Annotated in this window: 20 protein-coding genes; 11 read left to right on the top strand and 9 right to left on the bottom strand. The window is 66.3% G+C overall.

Annotation, left to right across the window (positions count from 1 at the left end):
• Positions 1–12: 12 nt before the first annotated feature.
• The 5 genes from R2770_07035 to R2770_07015 form a co-directional block, all read right to left on the bottom strand.
• Entirely contained in the window at positions 13–1,752 is a 1,740-nt protein-coding gene (locus R2770_07035; protein MEZ5280210.1) for an amidohydrolase family protein, read from the bottom strand.
• Positions 1,753–1,802: 50 nt separating this feature from the next.
• Positions 1,803–2,540 (bottom strand): 4'-phosphopantetheinyl transferase superfamily protein, encoded by a 738-nt coding sequence (locus tag R2770_07030; protein MEZ5280209.1) that lies wholly within the window; start codon positions 2,538–2,540, stop codon positions 1,803–1,805.
• A gap of 63 nt (positions 2,541–2,603) precedes the next feature.
• Positions 2,604–3,143, bottom strand: coding sequence for a DUF4916 domain-containing protein (locus R2770_07025; protein MEZ5280208.1), 540 nt, complete (start codon positions 3,141–3,143; stop codon positions 2,604–2,606).
• 115 nt (positions 3,144–3,258) lie between these two features.
• Positions 3,259–5,013 carry a DEAD/DEAH box helicase gene (locus R2770_07020; protein MEZ5280207.1) on the bottom strand — a complete coding sequence of 585 codons (1,755 nt, stop codon included), beginning with the start codon at positions 5,011–5,013 and terminating at the stop codon, positions 3,259–3,261.
• A gap of 4 nt (positions 5,014–5,017) precedes the next feature.
• On the bottom strand, positions 5,018–6,496 hold the full coding sequence (locus R2770_07015; protein ID MEZ5280206.1) for an AMP-binding protein: 1,479 nt from the start codon (positions 6,494–6,496) through the stop codon (positions 5,018–5,020).
• 23 nt (positions 6,497–6,519) lie between these two features.
• Here R2770_07015 and R2770_07010 point away from each other — a divergent pair, with 23 nt between their 5' ends.
• The 8 genes from R2770_07010 (at position 6,520) to R2770_06975 (ending at position 13,822) form a co-directional block, all read left to right on the top strand.
• Complete coding sequence (locus tag R2770_07010) at positions 6,520–7,131, top strand: rhomboid family intramembrane serine protease (protein MEZ5280205.1); 612 nt, start codon at positions 6,520–6,522, stop codon at positions 7,129–7,131.
• Positions 7,132–7,244: 113 nt separating this feature from the next.
• Entirely contained in the window at positions 7,245–7,568 is a 324-nt protein-coding gene (locus tag R2770_07005) for a hypothetical protein (GenBank protein MEZ5280204.1), read from the top strand.
• Positions 7,561–7,899, top strand: a complete 339-nt coding sequence (locus R2770_07000) for a hypothetical protein (GenBank protein ID MEZ5280203.1) — start codon at positions 7,561–7,563, stop codon at positions 7,897–7,899. The genes R2770_07005 and R2770_07000 overlap by 8 nt, the downstream gene beginning before the upstream one ends.
• A 1-nt stretch (position 7,900) precedes the next feature.
• Entirely contained in the window at positions 7,901–8,896 is a 996-nt protein-coding gene (locus tag R2770_06995) for an FAD:protein FMN transferase (GenBank protein MEZ5280202.1), read from the top strand.
• Positions 8,893–9,471, top strand: a complete 579-nt coding sequence (locus tag R2770_06990; protein ID MEZ5280201.1) for a ferric reductase-like transmembrane domain-containing protein — start codon at positions 8,893–8,895, stop codon at positions 9,469–9,471. The genes R2770_06995 and R2770_06990 overlap by 4 nt, the downstream gene beginning before the upstream one ends.
• On the top strand, positions 9,468–10,148 hold the full coding sequence (locus R2770_06985) for a response regulator transcription factor (GenBank protein ID MEZ5280200.1): 681 nt from the start codon (positions 9,468–9,470) through the stop codon (positions 10,146–10,148). Before R2770_06990 ends, R2770_06985 begins: the two co-directional genes overlap by 4 nt.
• A complete protein-coding gene (locus tag R2770_06980) occupies positions 10,145–11,518 on the top strand; it encodes an ATP-binding protein (GenBank protein MEZ5280199.1) in 1,374 nt (457 codons plus the stop codon). Before R2770_06985 ends, R2770_06980 begins: the two co-directional genes overlap by 4 nt.
• A 6-nt stretch (positions 11,519–11,524) precedes the next feature.
• Positions 11,525–13,822, top strand: a complete 2,298-nt coding sequence (locus R2770_06975) for an oxygenase MpaB family protein (GenBank protein ID MEZ5280198.1) — start codon at positions 11,525–11,527, stop codon at positions 13,820–13,822.
• On the opposite strand, the gene R2770_06970 is transcribed toward R2770_06975, so the two are convergent.
• Positions 13,809–16,721: a BTAD domain-containing putative transcriptional regulator gene (locus R2770_06970; protein MEZ5280197.1), complete on the bottom strand. Its 2,913-nt coding sequence runs from the start codon at positions 16,719–16,721 to the stop codon at positions 13,809–13,811. The genes R2770_06975 and R2770_06970 overlap by 14 nt on opposite strands.
• An 84-nt stretch (positions 16,722–16,805) precedes the next feature.
• Between R2770_06970 and R2770_06965 the strand changes: the two genes are divergently transcribed.
• The 3 genes from R2770_06965 (at position 16,806) to R2770_06955 (ending at position 20,519) form a co-directional block, all read left to right on the top strand.
• Entirely contained in the window at positions 16,806–18,038 is a 1,233-nt protein-coding gene (locus R2770_06965; protein MEZ5280196.1) for an EAL domain-containing protein, read from the top strand.
• Between the two features lie 99 nt (positions 18,039–18,137).
• A complete protein-coding gene (locus R2770_06960; protein MEZ5280195.1) occupies positions 18,138–19,565 on the top strand; it encodes a fused MFS/spermidine synthase in 1,428 nt (475 codons plus the stop codon).
• A 51-nt stretch (positions 19,566–19,616) separates the two neighbouring features.
• Complete coding sequence (locus R2770_06955; protein MEZ5280194.1) at positions 19,617–20,519, top strand: DUF6174 domain-containing protein; 903 nt, start codon at positions 19,617–19,619, stop codon at positions 20,517–20,519.
• Between the two features lie 29 nt (positions 20,520–20,548).
• Here the strand turns inward: R2770_06955 and R2770_06950 are convergent, their stop codons facing one another.
• The 3 genes from R2770_06950 to R2770_06940 all read right to left on the bottom strand — a co-directional run bounded on the left by R2770_06950 (position 20,549) and on the right by R2770_06940 (position 22,741).
• On the bottom strand, positions 20,549–20,704 hold the full coding sequence (locus R2770_06950; protein MEZ5280193.1) for a hypothetical protein: 156 nt from the start codon (positions 20,702–20,704) through the stop codon (positions 20,549–20,551).
• Positions 20,705–20,758: 54 nt separating this feature from the next.
• Positions 20,759–22,000: a cytochrome P450 gene (locus R2770_06945; GenBank protein ID MEZ5280192.1), complete on the bottom strand. Its 1,242-nt coding sequence runs from the start codon at positions 21,998–22,000 to the stop codon at positions 20,759–20,761.
• A gap of 75 nt (positions 22,001–22,075) precedes the next feature.
• Positions 22,076–22,741 (bottom strand): hypothetical protein, encoded by a 666-nt coding sequence (locus R2770_06940; protein ID MEZ5280191.1) that lies wholly within the window; start codon positions 22,739–22,741, stop codon positions 22,076–22,078.
• Positions 22,742–22,824: the final 83 nt, after the last annotated feature.

The raw sequence follows: 22,824 nt of genomic DNA, 5'->3' as shown, positions 1-22,824 counted from the left end.
CCCGGCGCCGGGTCAACTGCGCACGAGGCGACCGGGCAGTTCGCCGGTGAACTCGTCGTCGGCTCGGCTGACCACCCCCGAGACGATGGTTGCGGCGTATCCCGACGCGGGCTGAACCAGGCGCGACCCACCCGCAGGAAGGTCGTGCACCAGCTTGGGTTCGTGCAGCCGCAGTGCATCGAAGTCGATGACGTTCAGATCGGCTTTCATTCCAGGCGCCACGATGCCTCTGTCGTGGAAGTCGAACAGTCTGGCGGTGTCAGAGGTCATCTTCTTCACCGCGTAGGGCAGCTCGAGGCGCGGCCCTCGGGTTCGGTCGCGCGCCCAATGCGTCAGCATCCAGGTGGGTGTCGACGCATCACAGATGAAGTTCGAGTGGGCGCCACCGTCGGCCAGCCCCAGAACGGCAGCCGGGTGGTTGAGCATCTCGTACAGCGCGTCGCCGTTGCCATGGCTGTATCCCAGGAACGTCATCAGCATGAAGGCCGAGCCATCGCGATCGAGCAGGCGGTCGTAGTACTCGTCTACGGGGTCGACTCCCCGAGCCGCTGCCCGCGCTGCGATCGAGTCGGCCTGGGTCGGTTCGTAGTCGACGGGGTCGCCCAGCACGTACAGCCGGTCGAACGCCCGCAACATCAGCGCAGCCACCGGATTGTCGGCGATTGCAGCAGCTTCCATTCGTGCGGCTTCGGCGATGAGAGCGGCCCTCAACTCCCCAGAGCGCATCGCCGCTGCCTGGGCCCGATGGTCCAGAGCCAGCAGGGGAGCAAACGAGGGACAATCGCGGAACCGATGGCGACCTTGGAGGCCGAACAACACACCAACGGGCCGGCCGGCAACCTGGGGGATCACCAGGTGCCCTTCGCTTTGAGCCTGGGCCGACAGGCTCATGAACTGGCGCCAATCGTCGGGAGCGGCGAGGTTCTGGAGCATCAGCCATGTGATGGGCCGGCTGATCTGCTTGGACAGTCGCAGCATCCATTCCATCTCACGTTCGGGTGCAACGATGTCTTCGCCCGCGACCCCGGCAGGAGCCACCTCGACCAGGCCTTTGCCGGTCGAGTCGACGGCTCGCGCAAGGGCGAACAGTTCGTCCTCGGCAGCAAAGGTGCCGGGCACCGGTTCGCCGTCCATGGCCCGGTGGGCGATGGTGCGGCTGGTGGAAAACCCCTTGGCGCCGGCGCGCACGGCCTCGGCGACGATCTGGGCCATGCGGTCGATCTCGGCCGGGGTGGCCGGCTCGTTGCGAGCCCCCCGTTCGCCCATCACATAAGCACGAACGGGCCCGTGCGCGACCAAGGCGGAAACGTCCACGGCAAACCGGCGGCGATCGAGCGCGTCGAGGTACTCGGGGAAGCTCTCCCACTCCCACTGCATCCCCTCGGCCAGAGCCGCTCCGGGGATGTCCTCGACACCTTCCATCAACTCGATCAGCCATTGATGCCTGGCCGGGTCGGCCGGTGCGAATCCGACACCACAGTTGCCCATGACGACCGTGGTGACGCCATGAGGCGAAGAAGGCTCTAGCTGGGCGTCCCAGGTGGCCTGACCGTCGTAGTGGGTGTGAATGTCGACAAAGCCGGGCGTCACCAGGCGCCCGTCGGCGTCGATGTGGCGCCTCGCCGACCCGACGCTTCGGCCCGATTCGACAGCGACGATGCGATCGCCGTCGACGGCGATGTCGACTCCATCGACGGGTTCCGCGCCCGTCCCGTCGACCAGCAAGGCGTTGCGGATGACCAGGTCGTGCATCGGGAACTCCCGTGTGTTGTAGCCCCCGCCGGGGCTCGAATGTGCGAGGGTCAGGTCGGGTGCGCTACCAGGGCGGAAACCACCGTGCGTTCGCCCGTGCCGCCATCCAACACCGTCTGGGCGGCTCGAACCGGCCAAACGATGTTGCCGAGGGCCTCGAGCTGTGTGTGGGGGTGCAGTTCGAGCATGCCACCGGCGTCGACCGTGGTGACGTCGTGGAACCCCACCCAGGCCTTGGTGACCTGGAATTGTGCCTTGTAGAACGCCTCTTGGGCGCTGAACACCGACATCGTCGCCAGCATCGGATCGGCGCAGGCGCCCACCCACTCGGCCTCGGCATCGGTGAGGATTCGGCGCGATACATCGCGCTCTGTGCGCTCGACCCGTTCGGCATCGATTCCTACGACGAAGCCCCGTCGATGGGCCACAACCGCAGCGATGAACCCATCGGTGTGGGTTATCGAGCCGGTGATGCCCGCAGGCCACGCCGGCGAACGATCCAGCGAACGCGGCACGGGCGAATCGATGCCGGTCAGCTGTTGCAGGGCGGCTCGAGCACACGCACGGCCCGCCAGGAACCCCTCGCGCCGCTTGGGGGCAAAACTCTGGGCCTCGCGAATAGCCGCCGGATGACACAGCAGTTCGTCTGCGGCGCTGGGAACCTCGACAGTGCGCACCGCAAATCGAGCCGCGGGAATACCGAGGTTGGCGGCCGACCGGGCGAACATCGCCTCGATGTCGGGTCGTCGCACCGGGCCGGGTTCGCCGGTGGAAGCGGCGTCGAACATCGCCCTAAAACTAGCGGCTGGCGCGTCGCAAGTTCGGGACTGGTCTCGGCCCGAACCTCTGCGTCAGGGGAGTCGCCCCACAAACCCCAGAGCTCGTCGCACGATGCGATCCTGGCCGCCGGTCATCTCGGCCGACACCGCTATGCCGCCCGCTTCGGAGGTATCGACCCACGAGAACTCGAGGGCCGATTGCGATGGCTCGCAGTGTCCCTCTATCGGAACGATGTAGGCCAGCGACACAGCGTGTTGGCGCGGATCGTGGAAACCGGTCTGGGTGGGGTCTGGCATGTACTCGGCCACGGTGAAAGGTGTGGGCGAGGCCGGCAGTCGAGGGAACGCGGCTGGCCCCAGGTCTTTGTCGAGGTTGCGCATGAGCGCCTCGCGGATCGTCTCGCCCCACAACACCCGGCCAGACACGATCGCCAGCGAAATGGTGCCGTCGGGCATCGCGCGCCTCAGCAAGCCGATATGGGTCACCTGGCCAAGCTCGTCCAGACGAACCGGGACGGCCTCGACGTAGACGATGGGCACGCGACCACGAACGGTCTCCAGTTCGTCCTGGCTCAGCCACTGTGAGTGGATGTCGATGTCAATCTCGTTCAAGATCGGCCTCTTCGCCTACCGGAGTCGCGCTCCGCACTGTCCAAATCGTCCCTGCGAGTGTGACACGCCCGCCGCCGCCAGGCTGTTAACCACGGCGCCTGGGTCCGCCAGGCTGTTAACCACGGCGCCTGGGTCCGCCAGGCTTCTTGTTGCGCTGGGTGGCGCGTCCTTGCGGCGAACGTTCATACGGGCGAGTCGATCCTCCAGAGTGTTTTCCCTTCGGACGATCGAGAGCGAAGCTGAGCTGCTTGCCCCTTATGGTGGCACCGTTCATGGTGGTGACGACGCGGTCGGCATGCTCGGCCGGAACATCCACCAAAGAGAACTTGGGCATGATGGCGATGTTGCCGATGTCGGATCCGCTGAGCCCGGTCTCGCCGGCGATCGAGCCGACGAGATCCTTGGGTCGGATGCCAACGTGTTTGCCGCCGCCTACCTTCAGCGTCACCATCGGGCCTGTCGGCTTGGTGCGTGGTCCTCTGGGGCGGTCGCCGCGGTCTTTGCGGTCGGTGTCCTTGCGCCGGCGCGAGGTTGCGTCGGAGATGTCGAGCGAGTCGTCCTCGTTGTCTGCAAGCGACATGGCCAGCGCAGCCGCGGCTATCTCGATGGGGTCGTGGTCGGCGGCCATCGACCTGACCATGTCGGCCAACTCGGCCTGCAGCGGGTCGTCGAGACCCACCCTGCGGGTTACTTCGGCTCCCAGGCGCCTGACGCGCGCCCGGCGCAGATCGGCCGCCGTCGGAACGGGCTCGGGTTGCAGCTGGATGCCGGTCTCGTCGACGATGCGGTCGATCAGCCGGTTCTGGGCGGGGGTCGCCAGCGTGATGGCCGTACCCGTGCGCCCGGCCCGCCCCACCCGTCCGATGCGGTGGACGAAGGTCTCTGGCGACGTCGGGACGTCGAAGTTGACCACGTGGCTCAGGTGATCGATGTGTAGGCCACGGGCCGCCACATCGGTGGCCACCACGAGTTCGGCTGCCTCGCTGCGCAACCGGCCGAGCGCAATGGTTCGCTGCTCTTGGCTCATGCCGCCGTGCAACGCCTGTGCACGCAGCCCGCGCTGGCCGAGAACCTCGACCAGTTGGTCGACCTCGTCGCGGGTACGGCAAAACACCAGCGTGGCGGTGGGGCTCTCGACGGCCAAGACCCGTGACAGGGCTGCAGCCTTGTCGGTGCGGTGAACCATGTGCAGCCGATGCCTGATGAGGCTGGCGTCGGCCGATGTGTTGCGTTCGATGCTGACCGACACGGGATGGTCGAGATGGCGGTCGGCGATGTCGACCATCTTCGGTGGCATGGTTGCCGAGAACAAGACGGTCTGGCGTTCGGTTGGGGTTGCGTCGAGGATCGCATCGAGTTCCTCGGCGAACCCCAGGTCGAGCATCTCGTCGCCCTCGTCGAGCACGACGGTTCGCACCATCGACAGGTCGAGGTGGCCACGGTTCATCAGGTCGAGCACCCGGCCCGGTGTGCCAACTGCGATGTGGACACCACGTTCGAGCGACTTGATCTGTCCGCCGATGTGGGCGCCGCCCACCAGCTCGCCCACACGGACGCGCAGCTCGGCGCCATAGGTCTTGACCGCTTCGGCCACCTGGGTTGCCAGCTCGCGGGTGGGTGCCAGCACCAAGGCCAGCGGCCGCTTGGGCTCGGAGGGACCCTCGAGATTCTGCAGAATCGGCAGTGCGAAGGCGGCCGTCTTGCCGGTGCCGGTTGCGGCCTGCCCGATCAGGTCGTTGCCTTCGAGGATCAGTGGGATGGCCTGGGCCTGGATGGCCGACGGCGCCGAATAGCCCGATTCGGCTATCGCCGACAGCAGCTCGGGGCGTAGGCCGAGCTCGTCGAACGAGGCCGGATCAGAGTTTTGCATTGCGTCATTCTGCCTGCTCGGTCTCCAAGAGACTCGCGGCCACCCTACGAAGCTTCACTTTCTGGATCTTGGTGCCGTTTGCGCTGGGTGTGGTGGGGAACTCCTCGATGGCCACGACCCGCACAGGCACCTTGTATCGCGCCAGCCGCGAGTTGCAGTGGTCGATGGCCTTGCGCTCGAGTTGGGCGGTGTCTGCACCCTGTCTGGCGATGACGAAAGCAACCGGTCTGGCTCCGCTGGGCCGGTCGACAGCGACCACCTGGCTGGCTTCGATGTCGTCGAGTTCGTTCAAGGCCGCCTCGATCTCGGCCGGGGCCACCAGGAAACCGCCCAGGCGCAACGAGTCGCCCATGCGCGCCTGATAGTGGAACGAGTCTGCAGCCTCCATCTCGGCCAGGTCCCCGGTGCAGAACCAACCACGGTCGAACGAAGCCTCGGTCAACGCGATGTCGATCTTCGCGCCACCCTCGGCCAGGTATCCGGTGAACAGCCTGGGTGCGTGAAGCTGAAGCTCGCCGTCGATCACACGGCAATCGGCCGAGCGCGACACGAGCCGCCCGCCCGCCCTCGCCCGCGCCTCGGCAGCGTCGTCGGGGTTGCGTGCGGCAAACAGCGCCTGGACCTCGCTCATGCCATACAAGCCCACCAGCCGGGCCCCACGTTCTTCGGCTCGTTGCACGATGTCGTCGAGGCTGCTGTTGAAGGCGGCGTAGCCACCGAGGCGAATGCCCGTCAGGTCGGCGTCGGCTTCGATCAGGCGATGGAACATGTCGTCGCTGCCGAAGGTGACGGTGACGTGGTGGTCGGCGATGAGCCGCGCGAAACCGTCCACGTCGAACCGTCGCGGCACCACGATGTCGCATCCGGCCGCCAGAGCGCAGGTCAGCGTCGTTAGGCCGAACGTGCCACAAAGCGGCATGGCCAGCAACACCGTGTCGTTTCGGCGTAGGCCCATACTGCCGGCCACGTCGTACGCGTGGGCCGAGATCGAGCGCTGTTGGTGCAGCACCATCTTCGGCTTGCTCGTTGTGCCGCTGGTGGTGAACACGACGAACGGGGCAACCGGCGAGGCATCCGATCGGCCCACCGGGGCCGCCTGGGGCAGCGCCAGGTTGGCGTCGACCGTGGCGGCCAAACCGAGAGACTGGGTGTCGAGGTCGTCCAGACGATCGCTTATCAGGGCGCGGCAACCACTTCGCCGCATCAGGTCGGCAACCTCTGCTGGGCCATAGCGGGTGTTCACATTGACCAGAGTCAGCCCCGCATCGGCACAACCGGCCAGGGCTTCGAGGTAGGCGCGGCCGTTGTCGGACCACACCGCGACCCGATCGCCTCGCCCCACGCCGTTCTGGCGTAGCCACCACCCAAACGCAGAGCCCGAAGCCGCCAACTCCTTGCCGGTCAGCTCGACTGGACCATCGTTGTCGACGAGGTGAAGCGTGCTGGCGGACGTTGCGAAAAGGTCGACAACCGTCTCTTCCATGATCTTCGGTTTATCGTGCTCGGGTGGCGTTGTCACGACCGACCAACAGTTCTGGCCCACCGCCCCCGCAAAGCGGGGGCCGGCGGTTCGGCGAGCGCCTCGGTTATGCCCTGCTGGTGGTGGGGCTGATGCTGGCGGCGATGTGGGTCGTCGAGGTGCTCGACACCTTTGCGCTGGACGAGCGCCTCGAGCGAGAGGGCATCCATCCGCGGCGCATCGACGGACTCGACGGCGTTCTGTGGGCTCCGTTCCTGCACGGCGGCTGGGCTCACCTGATCGGCAACTCGATGCCCTTGGCTGTGTTGGGGGTGCTGACGTTCGTCCACGGCCGACGCCGCGGCTGGATGGTGGTGGCCGCGGTGATCTCGGCGGGCGGCCTGCTGACATGGGTGCTGGCCCGCTCTGGCAATCACATCGGAGCCTCGGGCCTGGTGTTTGGGCTGCTTGGTTATCTGCTGGCTGCGGCCTTGTTCGCCAGACGCCTGCGCGAGGTGGCCACAGCGATACTCGCCGGGTTGCTTTACGGGGGACTGGTGTGGGGATTCTTGCCCAGCCCTGGCGTGTCGTGGGAGAGCCACGTGTTCGGGTTCGCGGCCGGGGTGGGCTCGGCCTATGCCCTGGGCCGAGACAAATGATCCTGCGGATCCTGAAGCCGTCTTCAGGAATGCTCAGGGTTCTTTAAGGAGCCGATCGTCATCGTTGTGAGCGTCCGGTCAACGAGACCGGGGACACACGAGGAGACAGATCGATGGATGCACGAACCGCAGCGGCGATCGCCGCATTTGGACTGGCCTCGGCCGTGGGGGTCGGAGCGGTCACGATGACCGCGGTCTCTGGCAACAACAGCCCGAGCGACTCTGTTCCGGCGGCCAGCCAGGTGGCGCCCGAGATCGTCTACCTCGACGCTCCGGCCACCACCTCGACGGTGCCCGCCGATGGGCCGGTCGTCATCGAATACGTCGATGTGGCTGCGCCGGCGCCCACGACGGCACCGGCACAGCGCTACGACGACGATCACGACGACGACCACGAAGAGCACGAACATGGCGAATACGAGGAACACGATGACTGAGCGCATTCCGCAGGCGGCTTGCAAGCGGCGCAAACCCGCCGCCGCATCCAAGTGGTTCGTGGCCGCTCTCAGCGTAGGAGCGGGCCTGGGCATGGTGGCCGGTCTGGCCGCTGCCAACCCGGCCCAGACCGGTCCTGCCGATCAGCCCGCCACCGCAGCCCCGATCCAGCCCCAGCAGATAGTGGTGGTGCGGGTTCCGGCGGCAACAGGCCAGAACGGTCAGACGTCGGCGGTCAGCAGCGAGCCCACCGTCATCCGGGTTCCCAGAGCGGTGCCCGCCCAACCCGCCCAGCAGCAGACGACGGTGGCAACGAACAGCGGCGGCAGCTGAGATGGCGCCGCGAACTGTGAGGCCATTCGGCGAGGCCCGTTTCAGGGCCATGGGCACCGACGCACATGTTGTGGTCGTTGCCCCCAACCAAACCGAGGCACAGCGGTTGGTCGTGCACGCGATCGACCGGATCGATCACCTCGAACGGCTGTGGAGCCGCTTCGATGCTTCCAGCGAGGTATCCGAGCTCAACCGCAACGCCGGCGAGTGGGTTGGCGTGAGCCCCGAGACCATGAGGCTGGTGGGCACCGCCGACGTCGCCACGCTCGCCACCCAAGGGGTATTCGACGCCCTGGTGGGGCGCGCGGTGCTGAACCTGGGTTATGACCGGTCGTTCGACCTCATCGCCGGGGCCGCCCCCATCGAAGACCCGTCCGAGTCCGGCGCGCACACATATCTGCACCCGACAACACGGGCTCGCACCGACGCTGCACGGCTCAGCGTGTGTATACCGGCCGGCACATCGTTCGATCCGGGTGGCATCGGAAAGGGCCTCGCGGCCGATCTGATCGTGGCGGAGCTGGTCGAGTCTGGTGCCGACGGCGCGATGGTGAACCTCGGCGGTGACCTGGTCGTTGCCGGCGCACCTCCCGACGGCGAGGTCTGGACGATAACCATCACCGAGCCGGCCGCCGGTTTGCACCGGCCCACGACGGTTGGGCTGGTCCAGGGGGCGGTGGCCACGTCGACATCGCGCAAGCGGCGGTGGACGCAGGGCGCGGCCGAGGTGCACCACATCGTCGACCCGGCGACCGGACAGAACCCAACTGGCGAGGTCGTGTTGGCGACCGTCATCACCGGAGCCGGATGGTGGGCCGAAGCCGTCGCCACTTCGCTGGTGGGACGCGACCTGTTGATCGACCCACCAGACGGGGTCGCAGCATTGCTGGCAAATATGGCCGGCACGATCAGGACCTATGGCGACTTCGCCGAGTACGAGATCGAAGGCCCCTCGGCCCATGCGGGCCCCTCGGCCCGGCAAGGAGTGCTGCGATGATGTCTGCACTCACACGAGTTCCGATGGTCGCAGAGATAACCGTCCACGAGCAGCTGTGGTGGTTCGTCGCCCGCTCTGGTGGCATCGTCGCACTTGCCCTGGCGGCAGCGTCGGTGATCTGGGGCCTGTTGCTCACCACGCGCGCTGCCGGCGACAAGCCCCGCCCGGCGTGGCTATTGGATCTTCACAAGTTCTTGGGGGCGCTGTCAGTGGTATTCACCGCTGTTCACGTGATCGCCCTGATGCTCGACAACTACGTTTCGTTCGGGCTCACCGACATCTTCGTGCCCATGGCCAGCTCGTGGCAGCCCGGCCCTGTGGCATGGGGAATCGTTGCGATGTACCTGCTGGTGGCGGTGCAGGCGTCTTCGATGATGATGCGAAAACTGCCCCGTAAGTTGTGGCGCGCCATCCACATGCTGAGCTTCGGCGTATTCGGAGCCGGAGTGGTGCACGGGTTCACGGCCGGCACCGATGCATCGAACCCCGTGTACGTGGGCGTCTCCGTAGCTGCCATCATCGTTACCGTGTTCTTGACCACCTATCGAGTGCTGGCCCCGGGGCGAGGCCGATGAGGGTTCTCGTTGTCGAGGACGAGCTGGCCATGGCCGACTCGATCCGCAAGGGCCTCGAAGCCGAGGCCATGGCCGTAGATGTCGCGACCGACGGCGAATCGGGGCTGTGGATGGCTCGCGAGAACACCTACGACGCGATCATCCTCGACATCATGTTGCCGAAGATGAACGGCTATGTGGTGTGCCGAACCCTTCGAGACGAGGGCGACTGGACGCCGGTGATGATGCTGACCGCCAAACAAGGCGAGTTCGACGAAGCCGAGGGGCTCGACACGGGCGCCGACGACTATGTCACCAAGCCGTTCAGCTTCGTCGTGTTGCTGGCTCGCCTGCGGGCGCTGGTCAGGCGCAAGATGTCGGAGCGGCCGACGGTGTTGACCGTGGGCGACCTCGAACTCGATCCGGCCGCCCACACCGTTACCAGAAACTCGAGACCCGTCGAGCTGACAGCCCGCGAGTTCGCGATCCTCGAGCACCTGATGCGGCGGCCGGGCGAGGTGATCTCCAAGACCGAGATACTCGACGCGGTGTGGGACCTCAACTTCGAGGGCGACACCAACATCGTCGAGGTGTACGTCAGCTCGCTGCGCAAGAAGATCGATGCACCGTTCGACCGCAAGAGCCTGCAGACCGTTCGCGGCGCCGGCTATCGCCTGGTCGCAGGCGGTGGGTCTTGAAGCTGCCCAGGCCTCGCCGATCGCTTCGCTTCGAGATAACCCTCGGCTCGACGGTGGTGGTGGCTGCAGCGCTGATCGTCGGTTCGTTCTATCTGGTCGGGTCGCTCCGAAGCGAGCTTGTGTCGCAGCTCGACGCGTCGCTGGCCGGGCAGGTCTCCGACAGGCTCTCGCTGATCGACTCGGGCAGCGACCCTTCAACCCTTCTGAACGCTGGGCTTCACGACACGATCGGGTGGATCGGCAGGCCCGATGGTTCGACATTGTCGTCTTCGGGTCACCGCCTCGCCGAGATACCAGACCTGGCGCCCGGACAAGTCGAAACGGTCGAGGTGGCGCTGCTGGAAGACGGTGGCCGCGACGAGCACGAGATCGAGAATGAGACCGTGCGCATGGCCTCGGGTGCATCGCTAGACGGCTCGATCCTGGTGTTCGTGGGCCAGGAGCTGTCGCATGTCGAGTCGACCGTCTCCACGGCCGAGACGGCGCTGGTCATCGGTGTTCCGATCTTGACCCTGCTGGTTGCTGTTGCGGTATGGGCTGCGGTGGGTCGGGCGCTGCGCCCTGTCGAGCGGATCAGGCTGCAGGCCCAGGCGGTTTCGGGCCGCGAACTCGACATCAGGGTTCCGACAAGCGGCTCTGGCGACGAGATAGATCGCCTTGCGCACACCATGAACGACATGCTCGATCGACTGTCCGAACACGATCTCGCCCAGCGTCGCTTCGCGTCCGATGCCAGTCACGAGCTGAAGAGCCCCACCGCAAACATCCGGGTGCTGGCCGAGACCGCCTCCGCAACCGATTGGGACGTCACCAGGGCGCGCATCGCCGCCGAAGCCGACAGGCTCGGCAGCCTGGTCGACGACCTGCTGTTCCTCAACATCTCGGGCGAGCGCACGTCCGCGGTCGACCAGGTCGACCTCGACGACATCTTGTTCGACGAGGCCCAGACGCTCGCGGCCCATTCGTCCGTCGATGTGAGCATTGGTGCCGTCACGCCACAGCGGGTCGCTGGGGTCGCGGGCGAGCTGAGGCGCGCGGTGCGCAATCTGGCCGACAACGCCGCGCGACATGCCGAGTCGGCGGTCGTGTTCGACCTCGCCGAGAGGGGCGACCGCGTTGTTCTGGCCGTCACCGACGACGGATCCGGAGTACCGCTCGAAGACCGTGAACGCATCTTCGAACGCTTCACCAGGCTCGACGAGTCGCGCCAGCGCCAAAGCGGGGGCACCGGCCTGGGGCTGGCCATCGTGGCCGACATCGCTTCGCGCCACGGTGGTTCGATCCGCGTCGTAGACCCGGGAAACCGGTTCGAGTTGACCCTGCCCAAGGCCGCCGGCGGGTCCGGCGCCCAATCTCGACCTGGTACCTAGTTGGTGATGCTCGATTTCCGGCCCGACCTCAGCTCACGCGATGTCACCTGGGAGCGGATGGAGGCGGTTGCGTTCACCCCCATGGACGCCCGCGCCAGGAACCAGCTGATAACCGTTGCCTACGGCGACATCGCCGATGCCATGGCCACCGTGCTCGGCTGCGAAGATGCGTCGTTTTGTGCCATCGGCCAATGGGCCTCTGCCGCCATCGCCGGATATCTCTCGGTGCCGGTTCCGTTCATTCGCCGGATGGTTTCGCGCCCGTTCGCCTTCGGCAATCGCCACATCTTCAGTGAGGTCGCTAGGGCCCAGGTGGCCTTCCTCGACACGGTCGGAGCCGCTCATCAGGACGGGGCCGACCCGACCGAAATGGAGCTTGCGTGGGGCCGCTGCGAAGACTTGCTGCGCCGCGTTGCACCCTGGCCTCCTGGCACACCGGCCACGGCTCGCGACGCGCAGAACCCGTCCGAGGTGGCGGCGATGGTGATCGATCCGACCCGCCGCACCGACAACGACTTCATGGTCGAGGGGTTGCGCAGCTATTTCCAGGCCATCGGGTGCACCGATCGCGACCAGAAGTCGCGCCTGATACTGCGCGGAAACGTGCTGATCGCCGCCCACGAACAACGCCAACTCGACAGCTCGATCAGCCTGGGTTTTCGCACGTGGGTGCGCCAGATCACCACCGCCTGGCGGCTGCTGGAGACCAAGTACGAATGGCACAATCACCGGCCCGGCGCCCGGCGGCTTGCGCTGGAGGGCCGCTGGATCGCGTTTGCCACCCAGAGGTTGGTGACCTTCGAGGTGCCGTGGGGAAGCGTGCGGGTCGGACAGAGGGTCAGCCGCGACGCCCACAGCATCGACCTACCCTCGGATCTGGCCGACGTACTGGGGCTGCGCACTGCGCTGGATGGCCAGGGGTGCCGCTGCTGGGCCGACTGGGATCAACGCATGGCGTGGATCATCCCGATGATGGCGGCCGTGCAGCGCAACCCCGCGTGGTTCGACGGTGATGGCAGGGTGGCCAGACCGCAGCTGTCCGGCGATATCGACCGGTACTTGGAGGCTCGTGACCGACGGGTCGACGCGCTGCCAGACCCGCCGCCGGCTCCGGACTCGAGCCCGATCGACAGTGAGACACTGGAACTGCTTCGGTCGCGTCCGACCAACCAGGCCCAGCCGCTGTTCGCCGACTTCCCGTTGAGTGCGGTGTGGAAGGTGGGCCGGGGGCTCGCGGCCGATGATGTGACCGCGTCGTTCTTCGCCTTGATGGGTGACGTGATCGAACGCCGAGACGCCATCACACAACCCGGCGGTCTGCTCGACGCCGACACCGTCGCCACGGCCCGCCAAGTGTTCTGCGACAACGACACGTCGATGTTCATGGGTCTGCTGTTCGGGTCGCTACCCGATGCCTACTCGGCAGCCCGGGGTGTGAGGGTGCTGGGGTCGGTGAGCGATTTCGCTGTCGATCCGTTCAGACGTGCCGGCGAGACGGCCCGGTTCCTGCTGGACGTCTTGACGCCACCCCAAGGCGCCGCCCCCGGATCGTTCGAGGTCGGGGGAGTGGCCCTCGACTCGACCATCGGTGTCCGCGGAATGCACGCCGTGGTCACCGAACAGCTCATCGCCGGTGGGTGGGACACCAGCACGATGGGCGTTCCCGTGAACCAGGAAGACCTGCTGGGCACGATGCTGACGTTCGTTGTCGGTCCGTTCTCTATGTTCGAACGACTGGGGGTGTCGTTCACCGACGGCCAGCGCGACGCCTATACCCGTTTCTGGTGCGGCATCGCCCACCTGCTCGGGCTGCCCTACGAGGTCGTCACCGTCGAACTAGACGGTCGTCGTCGCGCCTACACCTACGCTGAGGCGTGTGCCCTGATGGCGATGATCCGGCACCGCAACCATGCCGTGTCGCTGGACGGCGTGCGTCTGACCGAGGCCCTGCTGGATGGCATCGGGGAGGGATTCCCTCGCTGGATGGACTGGCTGCCGCTGGGAATGGTGGAGGCTGTCGGGGCCCCCGAGGTCAACCGCTACCTCCTCTTGGGCGAGGGTCGAGGCCGCCGTCGTGCCGCTGCCATGACCTGGGCGATGCGAAGTGGGTTCGCGTCTCGATTGCTGCAGCCGGCGATGCGCAGGGCCCTGGAAGCCGCCGGCGACTACTGGCTGAAGCCGTTCTTCGCCATCGGCGCCGGGCTGCCCTTTCGCCGCACGGTCGAACAGGGCGGGCGGCCCGTAATCGAGCGCCAGGTAGGCGTCGGGGTCGTCAACACCGACCTGTGGCCTACCGGCTGCTGAGCGCTTCGACGGTCTCGTCGAGCAAGCGTCGGTCCAGCGAGACGCCGACGGGCAGGTCGCCCAAGGCCTCGCGGCACTGGTCCATGGCCATGGCGTCAGCCGGCGACAGCGGGTGGGTGCTGCGAGCGGAGGTGACCGCCCCGAGAGCTCGCCGAGCTGCGTCGCGCCGTCCGGTTTCCAGCAAAACCAGGGTTGCCTGCAACATCGCGTGGCGAAGGTTCGATGCGAACCTGGTTCGGTACCAGTGTTCCAACACCTCGATGGTGGTGACGGCTGCCTCGTCGAGACGACCCAACCTCCGCAGGCTGCTGATCGAAGACGACATGGCCATCCCCTGCGACCATCGGTTGTCGACGGTCAGCGACAGTCGCACGCTCTCGGCGAACGAGCGTGCCGCCTCGGCCGGGTCGTCGGCCGACTGGGCCTCGCCCAGCGTGTAATGGGCCCACGCCAGCAACGACGCGTTGCCGCTGGACGCGGCCAGAGGCTGGCATTCGAGAGCGGCCCTCAGCGCGTCCGATGTCATGCCCGCATGCACGAATCCGAGGGCGAGGTTGCCCAGCGTCAGGACCCCCTCGTGGGGTACGGACCTGAACCGTGGACGCCCCATCAGGGTTGCCTGGAGCTGGCCCGCCTCGGCGAAGCGACCCTGCTGCGATGCCAGGTTGAATTGGGCGCTCAGCGCCCTGAACCGCGGCTGCGATCCCCGGTGTTTGGAGGTCTGCAGCGACGCTGCCGCCAGCCGTTCGCCATCGGTGAAACGCTGACCGGCCCAGGCACCCAGGGCCGCGCACGCTTGGAGTTCTTCCAGTTGGTCGAGTTCGTCGGCGCCGGCCATGCCCAGAACCCGTTCGGCCCATGAGAAGTTGTCCCACACCAGCCGCAGAATCGACCAGTCGTGTATGCCTATGGCCATGTCGGCGGCCGCGGAGGTATTGCCCCGCGACACGTGGTGCTCGAACGCCGCTCGGGTGTGGTCTGCGGCTTCGTTCAGCCGCTGCACTGCCAGCTCCTCGCCGGCGCCGCGAAGGTCGGGTTCGAGTTCGGACACCAGCGCGGCGAACGCTGTGGCGTGCCCGTCGCGTGCATTGTCGAGTTCGCCACGATGGTCGAGGCGCTCACGGGCACGGGTTCGAACCGTCGACAGCAGCCGAAATGCAGGGAGGCGGCCGACCTCGCGCTCGACCAGCGAGCTGTCTACCAACACCTGCAGCTGGGATGCCACAGACATTCGGTCTGCGGTTGGGCCTGCACCCGTGGCCGCGTCGGCCAGGGTGAAGCGACCGTTCAGCACGGCCAGTTGTTCCAGCAGCGATGTGGTGTCGGCATCGAGATTCGCCAGCGAGCCATCGATGGTGTCGGCGAGCCGCCGATGCCGTACGTCGGTTCGGTTGGGCGCTTCCAGGGTGTCCAGCGAGGTTTGCACCAAAGCCGCCAGCTCGTCGACCGGAAGCACACGTAGCTGGGCCGCGACCAGCTCGAGCGCCAACGGCAGGCCGTCGAGCGAGTCGATCAGCCGGGGCAGGTCGGCCGTGTCTACCTGTGGCGCCGGTCTCGAGCCGAACGCCCGATCGACCAACAGTCGGCGAGCCGACTCGTCGTCGAGGCCGGCCAGCTCGAGCCTGGCTTCGCTCTCGCTGGCCAAACCGACGCGGCTGGTGGCCACAACCCGCAGCCCAGGGGTTTGACGCAGCAGAGCTTCGCCCAGCGCGGCCACCTGGGCGACATCGTCCTCGCAGTTGTCGATGACGAGCAACGTGGGTCGCTGGGACAGTTCGTCGACCAACGACGACAACAGCTCTGTCGCATCACCGACGGGGCGAACTCCGATCTGCTCGGCGAGGCACTGGGCGACCGTCCGGCATATGCGGGGCTCGACCAGGTCGACCCACACCAGGTCCAGGTCGCCGACCGAGTTTGCGAAGCGAGCCACGAGGCGGGTCTTGCCGGCACCGCCAGGACCCACCACGGTGACGAGGCCGTTCGCAGCCACCAGATCTGCCAGCTCGGCGAGGTCGTCTTCTCGCCCGAAGAACCTCGACGACGGCGAAGGCGCCTTGTCGCGCCGGCGCACCAGCGAAGCGGGCTGCGGCGGCGACGAATCGGTCGACGAGTTGCCGTCCGCAACGGCGGGGGAGTGCGACCTGGGGTTGGACAACAGGCTCTCGTCGTGGGCCAGAATCCTGGCTTCCAGGTCGACCAACCTCGGGCTCAGCTCCAAACCGAGCTCCTCGCCGAACAAGCGGCGGGCGCGCTGTACAGCCCGCAGCGCTTCGGCATGGCGCCCCGAGGCGTACAGCGACAGCAACAGCAACTCCCAGCGTCGCTCCCTGAACGGCTCGTCGGTGACGGCGCTACTGGCCAGAGCGGCCGCCTTGTCGTGTTCGCCTGCCGCGGCCAGGGTCTCGATCAGTTGCTCTTGTGCGTCCAGGCGCTGCTGCTCCAGCACTGCGACGGGGCTGGCGAGCCAAGCGTTGTTTTCGCACTGCTGGAAGGCTCGCCCTCGCCACAGGTCGAGGGCCTGGCCCAGCAAGGCGGCTGCCTCGGTGTGGTCGGCGGCCTGCGCTCTGGCCTGAGCCTGGTCGAGCAGGTCGGCGAACTGTGCGGTGTCGAGGCTGTGTGTCGGGGCCTGCAGCCTGTACCCATCGCCGTCGTGTACGACTTCGATGTCGGGGTCGTCGAAGCGGTCGCGAAGGCGGGCCACAACCACCCTCAGACCTGTCGAAGCCGACGCCGGAGCTTCGTCTCCCCAGAGCGCTTCGGCGAGCAGATCGGCCCTGACCGCTTGAGGGTGGTGGGCCATCAGCAGTGCCAGGACCTCGGCTTGTTGACCGCGCAGCGACGTGACCTTGCCGTTTGCGTCCACAGTCGAGACGGGTCCGAGGGCACGCAGCTGCACGGCGACATTGTATGGGCGCGGCCCAAACCCATCCGATTCGTCGCGGACGTTCAGTCCAGGAGGGTGTTGTGCCGATAGGTGAAGATGCCCCGCCAGCGAAGCGAACCCGAGATGCAGGTGGCCGAGCTGTTGCGCACGGCGAAGTCGTCTCTGGGGCTCAGCCTGACCTTCTTCAGCCGCCTCGACGGCCAGACACAACATCTGGAGGTCGTCGAGTCGTCTTTCCCGATGTTCAAGGACGGCCAGACGATGCCTCAGGCAACCTCGTTCTGTCAGGCCATCCTCGATGGCAAGCTGCCCCACGTCATACCCAACGTCGCGAAGCTGCCCGAGGCCAAGCGCCTACCCGCTGCCCGGTTTCCGCGTATTCGCAGCTTCGTATCGGTTCCGGTCACCTTGAGCGACGGAACGGTCTATGGAACGTTCTGCGCCGCGGGGTTCACCTCCGACAAGGGTCTGTCGAAGCGCGACGAGTCGTTGATGCGGGTCCTGGCGAGCGCTACGGCGACCATCATCGAGCCCGAGGTCAACGAGCGTCGTCGAGACGACGAGATTCGCAGCCGGATCGAGCCGATCATCGCTGGTGGGGGTCCCAGGGTGGTGCTGCAGCCCATCGTGAGGCTGGCCGACGGCACCAGGGTCGGCTCGGAGGCCCTGAGTAGGTTCCCCGAGGAGTGGGGGAGGCCACCAGATCAGGTCTTCGGCGAGTCGAGGTTCATTCAGCGAGGCATAGAGTTGGAGCTTCTGGCGTTGAGGCGCGCCGCCGACCACCTTCGAACCGCAAAGGGTTACGTGGCGATGAACGTTTCGCCCGACACCGCGCTGGACCCACTGTGTAGGCAGTTGTTCGAGGAGTTGCCGGCAGAACGCGTGGTCATCGAGCTGAGCGAGCACGATCCCGTCGATGACTACGAGGCCCTGGCCGCCGCTTTGGCCCCGCTGCGGTCGGCCGGGATGAAGCTGGCCATCGACGACGTGGGTGCGGGCTTCTCGTCGTTGCGCCACATCGTGGTGACGTCGCCAGACATCATCAAGCTCGATCGCAGCATCGTGGCCGGAGCCGCTACCGATCCGGTCCTGGCGACCTTGACGAAGTCTTTGGTCGACTTCGCCAGGGGCCTGGGTGCAGGTGTGGTGGCCGAGGGCATCGAGACCCTCGAAGACGCCATTGCCCTCAGAGATGCCGGGGTCGATTTCGGCCAGGGTTGGTACTTCGGGCGTCCCGGGCCGGTTGAAGACCTCCGAGCGCACTATCCGTTCCCGGGGGTCACCGACGCCGCTGGTGGGGTCGAGCTGCAATCGAGTGTCACACTCTAGATCTCCAGCATAGGGTTAGACCCGACCAAAGGGTTGGACACGCCGAGAACACCCGTTGTTCCGAGCGACTCGGGGCGCATGGCGATAGATTCACCGGCCGTGACCAGTCGCAGCGCCAGGGCCCTCGTCTTCGTGACCTCGGCCGCCGTGCTGGTGGTCGAGATCCTCGCCGGACGCCTGCTGGCGCCATACATCGGGGTGTCGCTCGAGACCTTCACGGGCATCATCGGAACGATCCTGGCCGGCATAGCCCTGGGCAACAGCGTGGGGGGCCGTCTTGCCGACACCCGTGCACCCGAGAAGCTGATCGGCACCGCCATCGCCCTGGGCGGCATTCTGGTCTGGGTGTCGTTGCCCGTCGTCTCGGCGATCGGGCGGTCGTTCGGCACCGGCCCGGTTGCCATCGTCGCATTTTCAGCGCTGGCCTTCTTTGCTCCGGCGGCCGTGCTGAGCGCAGTTTCTCCCATGGTCGCGAAGTTGCGTTTGACCGACCTCGGCCACACCGGCGAGGTGGTCGGCGGGCTATCTGCGGCCGGCACGGTCGGCGCGCTGTTCGGATCGTTCTTCACAGGTTTCGTGCTGGTCTCGGCTGCTCCGACGCGGCCGGTCATCGTCGGGCTGGGCGCATTCCTGGTGGTTTTGGGTCTGGTCGTCGGGGCGCGGCTCGGCGGGCGAAGCCGACCCGATGCCACCATGGCCGCCGTGGGGCTGGTGACGTTGGCAGCGGCGTCGCTGGCGCCTTCTCCTTGCCAGTTCGAGTCGGCCTATTTTTGTGGCGCCGTGGTCGAAGACGTCGATCGTCCCTCGTTGCGATTTCTGGTCCTCGACGATCTGCGGCACGCCGCCGTCGACTTGAGCGACCCGACCTGGCTCGAGTTTCGCTACACCAACCTGTTGGCCGATGTTGTTGCGACGGCTCCGCCCGGTCCGGTGAGGGCGTTGCACATCGGCGGTGGCGGATTCACCATGCCGCGCTACATCGAGGCGGTCAGGCCTGGCTCGCACAGCCTGGTTCTCGAGATCGACCCCTACCTGGTCGACGTCGCCCGCGACGAACTGGGCTTGGTCACGTCTGATTCGCTCGAGGTGCGTGTCGGCGACGCCAGGCTGGCAGCCGACGAGCTCGAGACCGCGGCCTACGACGTCGTAATAGGTGATGCCTTCGCCAGCGTGTCGGTGCCGTGGCACCTGACAACCCGGGAATTCGTCTCCGACATCGCCAGGGCCCTCGACACCGATGGCATTTACGCGATGAACGTCATCGACGGCGGTTCCAGCGACTTCGCACGAGCCGAGCTGGCCACCCTGGCCGACGTGTTCGAACACGTTGCGATAATCGTGCCGGCCGACGGTGTTCCCGACTGGCCCGTCAACCAGATACTGGTCGCGTCTCACGCCCCCATAGGCGAGATCGTCATCGATCCGCAGCACGGCCGCCTGCTCGGCGACGTCGAGTCCTACATCGGCGACGCCGACGTGCTGACCGACGACTTCGCTCCGGTCGATTGGCTCACACGAAATCGCTGAAAATCCGAACCGCAGGGAACTGCGCTGTCGACCCGCTTCGTCACACCTCACATGAACAACAATCGACTCGCCGCAGCCGCCATCGGAGCAGCGCTGGTTTTCAGCGGACTCACAGCTTGCTCGGACAGCCCCGACGAGGTCGTCACTGGTGATGGTGGAGCCACGTCGACCACAGAGGTGACGACCACCCAGGGCGGCGGCGACACCGGCACACCCGACGGTCCAGAGGCATCGGCGCTGGACCAGGCCCGACAGCGGTGGGCTCAGGCGGGCATCGCCGACTATGACTACGAGTTCACGACCAGCTGTGAGTGCGGCCCCGAGGTGTCGGATGCCAACACGGTGCGGGTGCGAAACGGTCGCGTGGTCGGTGTCGAGTATCAGGGCATGAAGGTCGACCGCGACGTCAGAACCGTCGAGCAGTACTTCGACTCGATTCAGGCCGCCATCGACAGCGGCGTGGCCATAGATGTCACCTATGAGGAACAGACCGGGCGACCCATCAGGGTCTTCCTCGACACCGAAGCGATGGCAGCCGACGGAGGCGACGGCACCGAACTGGTTGCGTTCGACTCGCTGGGCGAGTTCCGTGAGCGGCTGGACGCAGCTCGCGCCGCGTGGAGCGAGTCGGGCCTGGTCGACTATTCCATCGATCACTCGCCGGTGTGTTTCTGCCCGATCGACGAGCTGGTGACCAAGGTGGTCGGCGGCGAGGCAACCTCGACGGTGGTGTCGGGCACCAACAACCCTCCGGGTTTTGATGGCTGGTCGATGAGCATCGACGACATGTTCGAAGAGATCGAGTCGGCGTTCGACTCGGGAGCCGCTCGGGTCACCGCCACATTCGACGACCGAATGGGCTATCCGACCGAGTACTACGTCGACGTCGAGCTGATGATGGCCGACGAGGAGTACGGAATGGTCGTGCGCTCGGTCAGCCCGTCGGGCGACTAGCCGGCAGCCAGTTCAGCTCGTGTAGTCGGTCAGATCGTGTAGAGGGCCTCGATTCGGCCGCCGAGAGCGATGACGATCGCGAAGATCGCCGCCGCAATCCCGGCCAGCAAGAGGGCGTACTCGGCCGATACGCTTCCGAGTTCGTCTGGCCATGCCCGCCTGACTTGCCTTATCCGATTCCCCATGGGAATTGGTCTCGGCAAAACGGCCGGTCGACTTGAGCGACGATCCCGTGTCGATTACTTCAAGGTCACCTTCACCGGCAGATGCTTGATGCCGTTGATGAAGTTCGACCGCAGCCTGGCCTCGGGGCCGGTCTGTTCGATCGACTTCAAGCGGGGCACGATCTCCTCGAGTGCGATTCGGGTTTCGAGACGGCCGAGCCATGCGCCGAGGCAGAAGTGTGGACCGCCGCCGCCGAACGTGCAGTGATAGTTGGGCTCGCGGGAGATGTCGAGGGTGTAGGGGTTCTCGAACTGGCGGTCGTCGAAGTTGGCCGACATGTACCACATCAAGACCTTGTCGCCCGCCGCGATCTTGGTTCCGTTCAGCTCGGTGTCCTTGGTGGCCGTACGCCGGAAGTGCATGGTGGTGGTGCTCCACCGCAGCATCTCTTCGGTGGCCGTGTCGAACGATTCGGGTTCGGCCTGCAGCTTGGCCAGCACCTCGGGATGGTCGATCAGCGCCTTGATCGAGTGGGCGATCGAGTAGCGGGTCGTGTCGTTGCCGGCCGCGACCATCAGGGCGAAGAAGTTCTTGAACTCGGCGTCTGGCAGCGGATTGCCTGCCTTTGTGGGGGCCAGCATCTTGGTGACCAGATCGGTGCCATCTCCGCCGCGCCTCTCGGCGATGAGCCCGTCGGCATAGTCGAACAGTTCGATCGCTGCAGGGCTTCGGAACGGCAGCAGGCGGTACTTCTCGGTGTCGACCTGGTCGACGACGTGCTCGGTGAACTCGGGATCGGAGTTGGCGATCATCTGGTCGCCCTTGGTGACCAACCAGTCGCCGTCGGCATCGGGCAAGCCCATCAGTCGGCCCAGCATGCGCATCGGCAGCTCGCGTGCCACGTCGGTCACGAAGTCGAACTCGCCCTTCTCGAAGGCGCTGTCGACGATGCTGCGGGCGATGTCACGGATGGTGTCTTCGTACAGCAGCACCCCTCGACGGGTGAACAGCTTGTTCACAAGCAGTCGCAGAGCCGTGTGCTCTGGCGGGTCCATCTCCATGAGGGTGCGGCGAGACTGGGTCTCTTCCTCGTCCATGTCCTCGATGCGGATGCCCTTGGTGGACGTGAAGGTGTCGTAGTCGTGCGAGACGGTCCAGACGTCGTCGAACCGGGTCACCGCCCAGAAGCCGGCGCCGTCGTCTTCGTCCCACCAAGACACCGGATCGTTGTCGCGCAGGTGCTTGAACGTCTCGTGCGGCACCCCCTCGACGAAGGTGTCGTGCTTGGTGATGTCGGCCAGATCTGGTGCAGCCATCTGAGAACCCCCTGAGATCGTTAGGAGCCTAACGATCGCGGATCGCGCGGCGCAAGGAACCTCGGCGAACCCCGGTCAAGCCGCAGTGGTGTGCGAAGTGTCGGCGCCGACGACGTCGTCTGCGACCAGTTGGCGCAACCAGGCCGGATAGCCGCAAGCTGCCTGGGCCGGTATACCCGCCTCGATGGGCAGCGGCCCCGCCGCGTTGACGAGGGCCTGCCAAGCCGTTGTCAAGTTGTGGGTGCGGTTCTGCCAGGCGCCGAATGAAGAAAGCGCCAGCGACCAGGCGTGGACACCCTCCACATCAAGGGCTGTCACCTCGATGTCGCAGCCCCCACCTTCGGGCAATGAAGGCACCACGGGCAGCTCGACACCATCGGGCGAGAACCTGCGTTTGATGATCGCCTTGTACACACGAATCCAGGCCTCGTCTTCGTGGCGTGCGACCATGCCAAATGCTGGGCTCCAACGCCGCCAGTGCTCGACCGGACCACACAGGTTTGGTTGCAACGCCAGTGCACCATCCACAGAGCATCGCTGCTTCAGCTCGAGCGTCTTCTCGAAACGCTGCTTGACGCCGACGTCGTCGCGGCGGTCGAGGCGATACAGGTCGCTTCGCTCTTGCAGCCGTCCGGCAGCGCCGCCGGTCGTGAACCACTGCGCCACGCGCTGGGGCAACTGTCCGTGAACGAACCAACGCAGTTCGGCCGTGTCGAGGATCGAGGTCGGCTCGCAGGTCACCACTCCCGAGTTTCGCTTAGCTCGCCAGAGGGCGCAACAGGTCTTTGGGCCCATCGGGTGCCGACCGCTGCGCCGCATTAGGG

This window comes from Acidimicrobiales bacterium (assembly GCA_041394185.1).
Taxonomy (GTDB): Bacteria; Actinomycetota; Acidimicrobiia; order Acidimicrobiales; family Poriferisodalaceae; genus JAAETH01.
The sequence above is the reverse complement of the archived record's forward strand: the minus strand, read 5'-3'. Positions and strand labels throughout refer to the sequence as shown.

Excerpts from the sequence above, each read along its gene's own strand:
- R2770_06965 (MEZ5280196.1), top strand. The coding sequence starts at position 16,806 with ATGCCCCGCCAGCGAAGCGAACCCGAGATGCAGGTGGCCGAGCTGTTG.
- R2770_07005 (MEZ5280204.1), top strand. The coding sequence starts at position 7,245 with ATGGATGCACGAACCGCAGCGGCGATCGCCGCATTTGGACTGGCCTCG.
- R2770_07015 (MEZ5280206.1), bottom strand. The coding sequence starts at position 6,496 with ATGGAAGAGACGGTTGTCGACCTTTTCGCAACGTCCGCCAGCACGCTT.
- R2770_06975 (MEZ5280198.1), top strand. The coding sequence starts at position 11,525 with ATGCTCGATTTCCGGCCCGACCTCAGCTCACGCGATGTCACCTGGGAG.
- R2770_06995 (MEZ5280202.1), top strand. The coding sequence starts at position 7,901 with ATGGCGCCGCGAACTGTGAGGCCATTCGGCGAGGCCCGTTTCAGGGCC.
- R2770_06945 (MEZ5280192.1), bottom strand. The coding sequence starts at position 22,000 with ATGGCTGCACCAGATCTGGCCGACATCACCAAGCACGACACCTTCGTC.
- R2770_06985 (MEZ5280200.1), top strand. The coding sequence starts at position 9,468 with ATGAGGGTTCTCGTTGTCGAGGACGAGCTGGCCATGGCCGACTCGATC.
- R2770_07030 (MEZ5280209.1), bottom strand. The coding sequence starts at position 2,540 with ATGTTCGACGCCGCTTCCACCGGCGAACCCGGCCCGGTGCGACGACCC.
- R2770_06950 (MEZ5280193.1), bottom strand. The coding sequence starts at position 20,704 with ATGGGGAATCGGATAAGGCAAGTCAGGCGGGCATGGCCAGACGAACTC.
- R2770_06990 (MEZ5280201.1), top strand. The coding sequence starts at position 8,893 with ATGATGTCTGCACTCACACGAGTTCCGATGGTCGCAGAGATAACCGTC.
- R2770_07035 (MEZ5280210.1), bottom strand. The coding sequence starts at position 1,752 with ATGCACGACCTGGTCATCCGCAACGCCTTGCTGGTCGACGGGACGGGC.
- R2770_07020 (MEZ5280207.1), bottom strand. The coding sequence starts at position 5,013 with ATGCAAAACTCTGATCCGGCCTCGTTCGACGAGCTCGGCCTACGCCCC.
- R2770_07000 (MEZ5280203.1), top strand. The coding sequence starts at position 7,561 with ATGACTGAGCGCATTCCGCAGGCGGCTTGCAAGCGGCGCAAACCCGCC.
- R2770_06955 (MEZ5280194.1), top strand. The coding sequence starts at position 19,617 with ATGAACAACAATCGACTCGCCGCAGCCGCCATCGGAGCAGCGCTGGTT.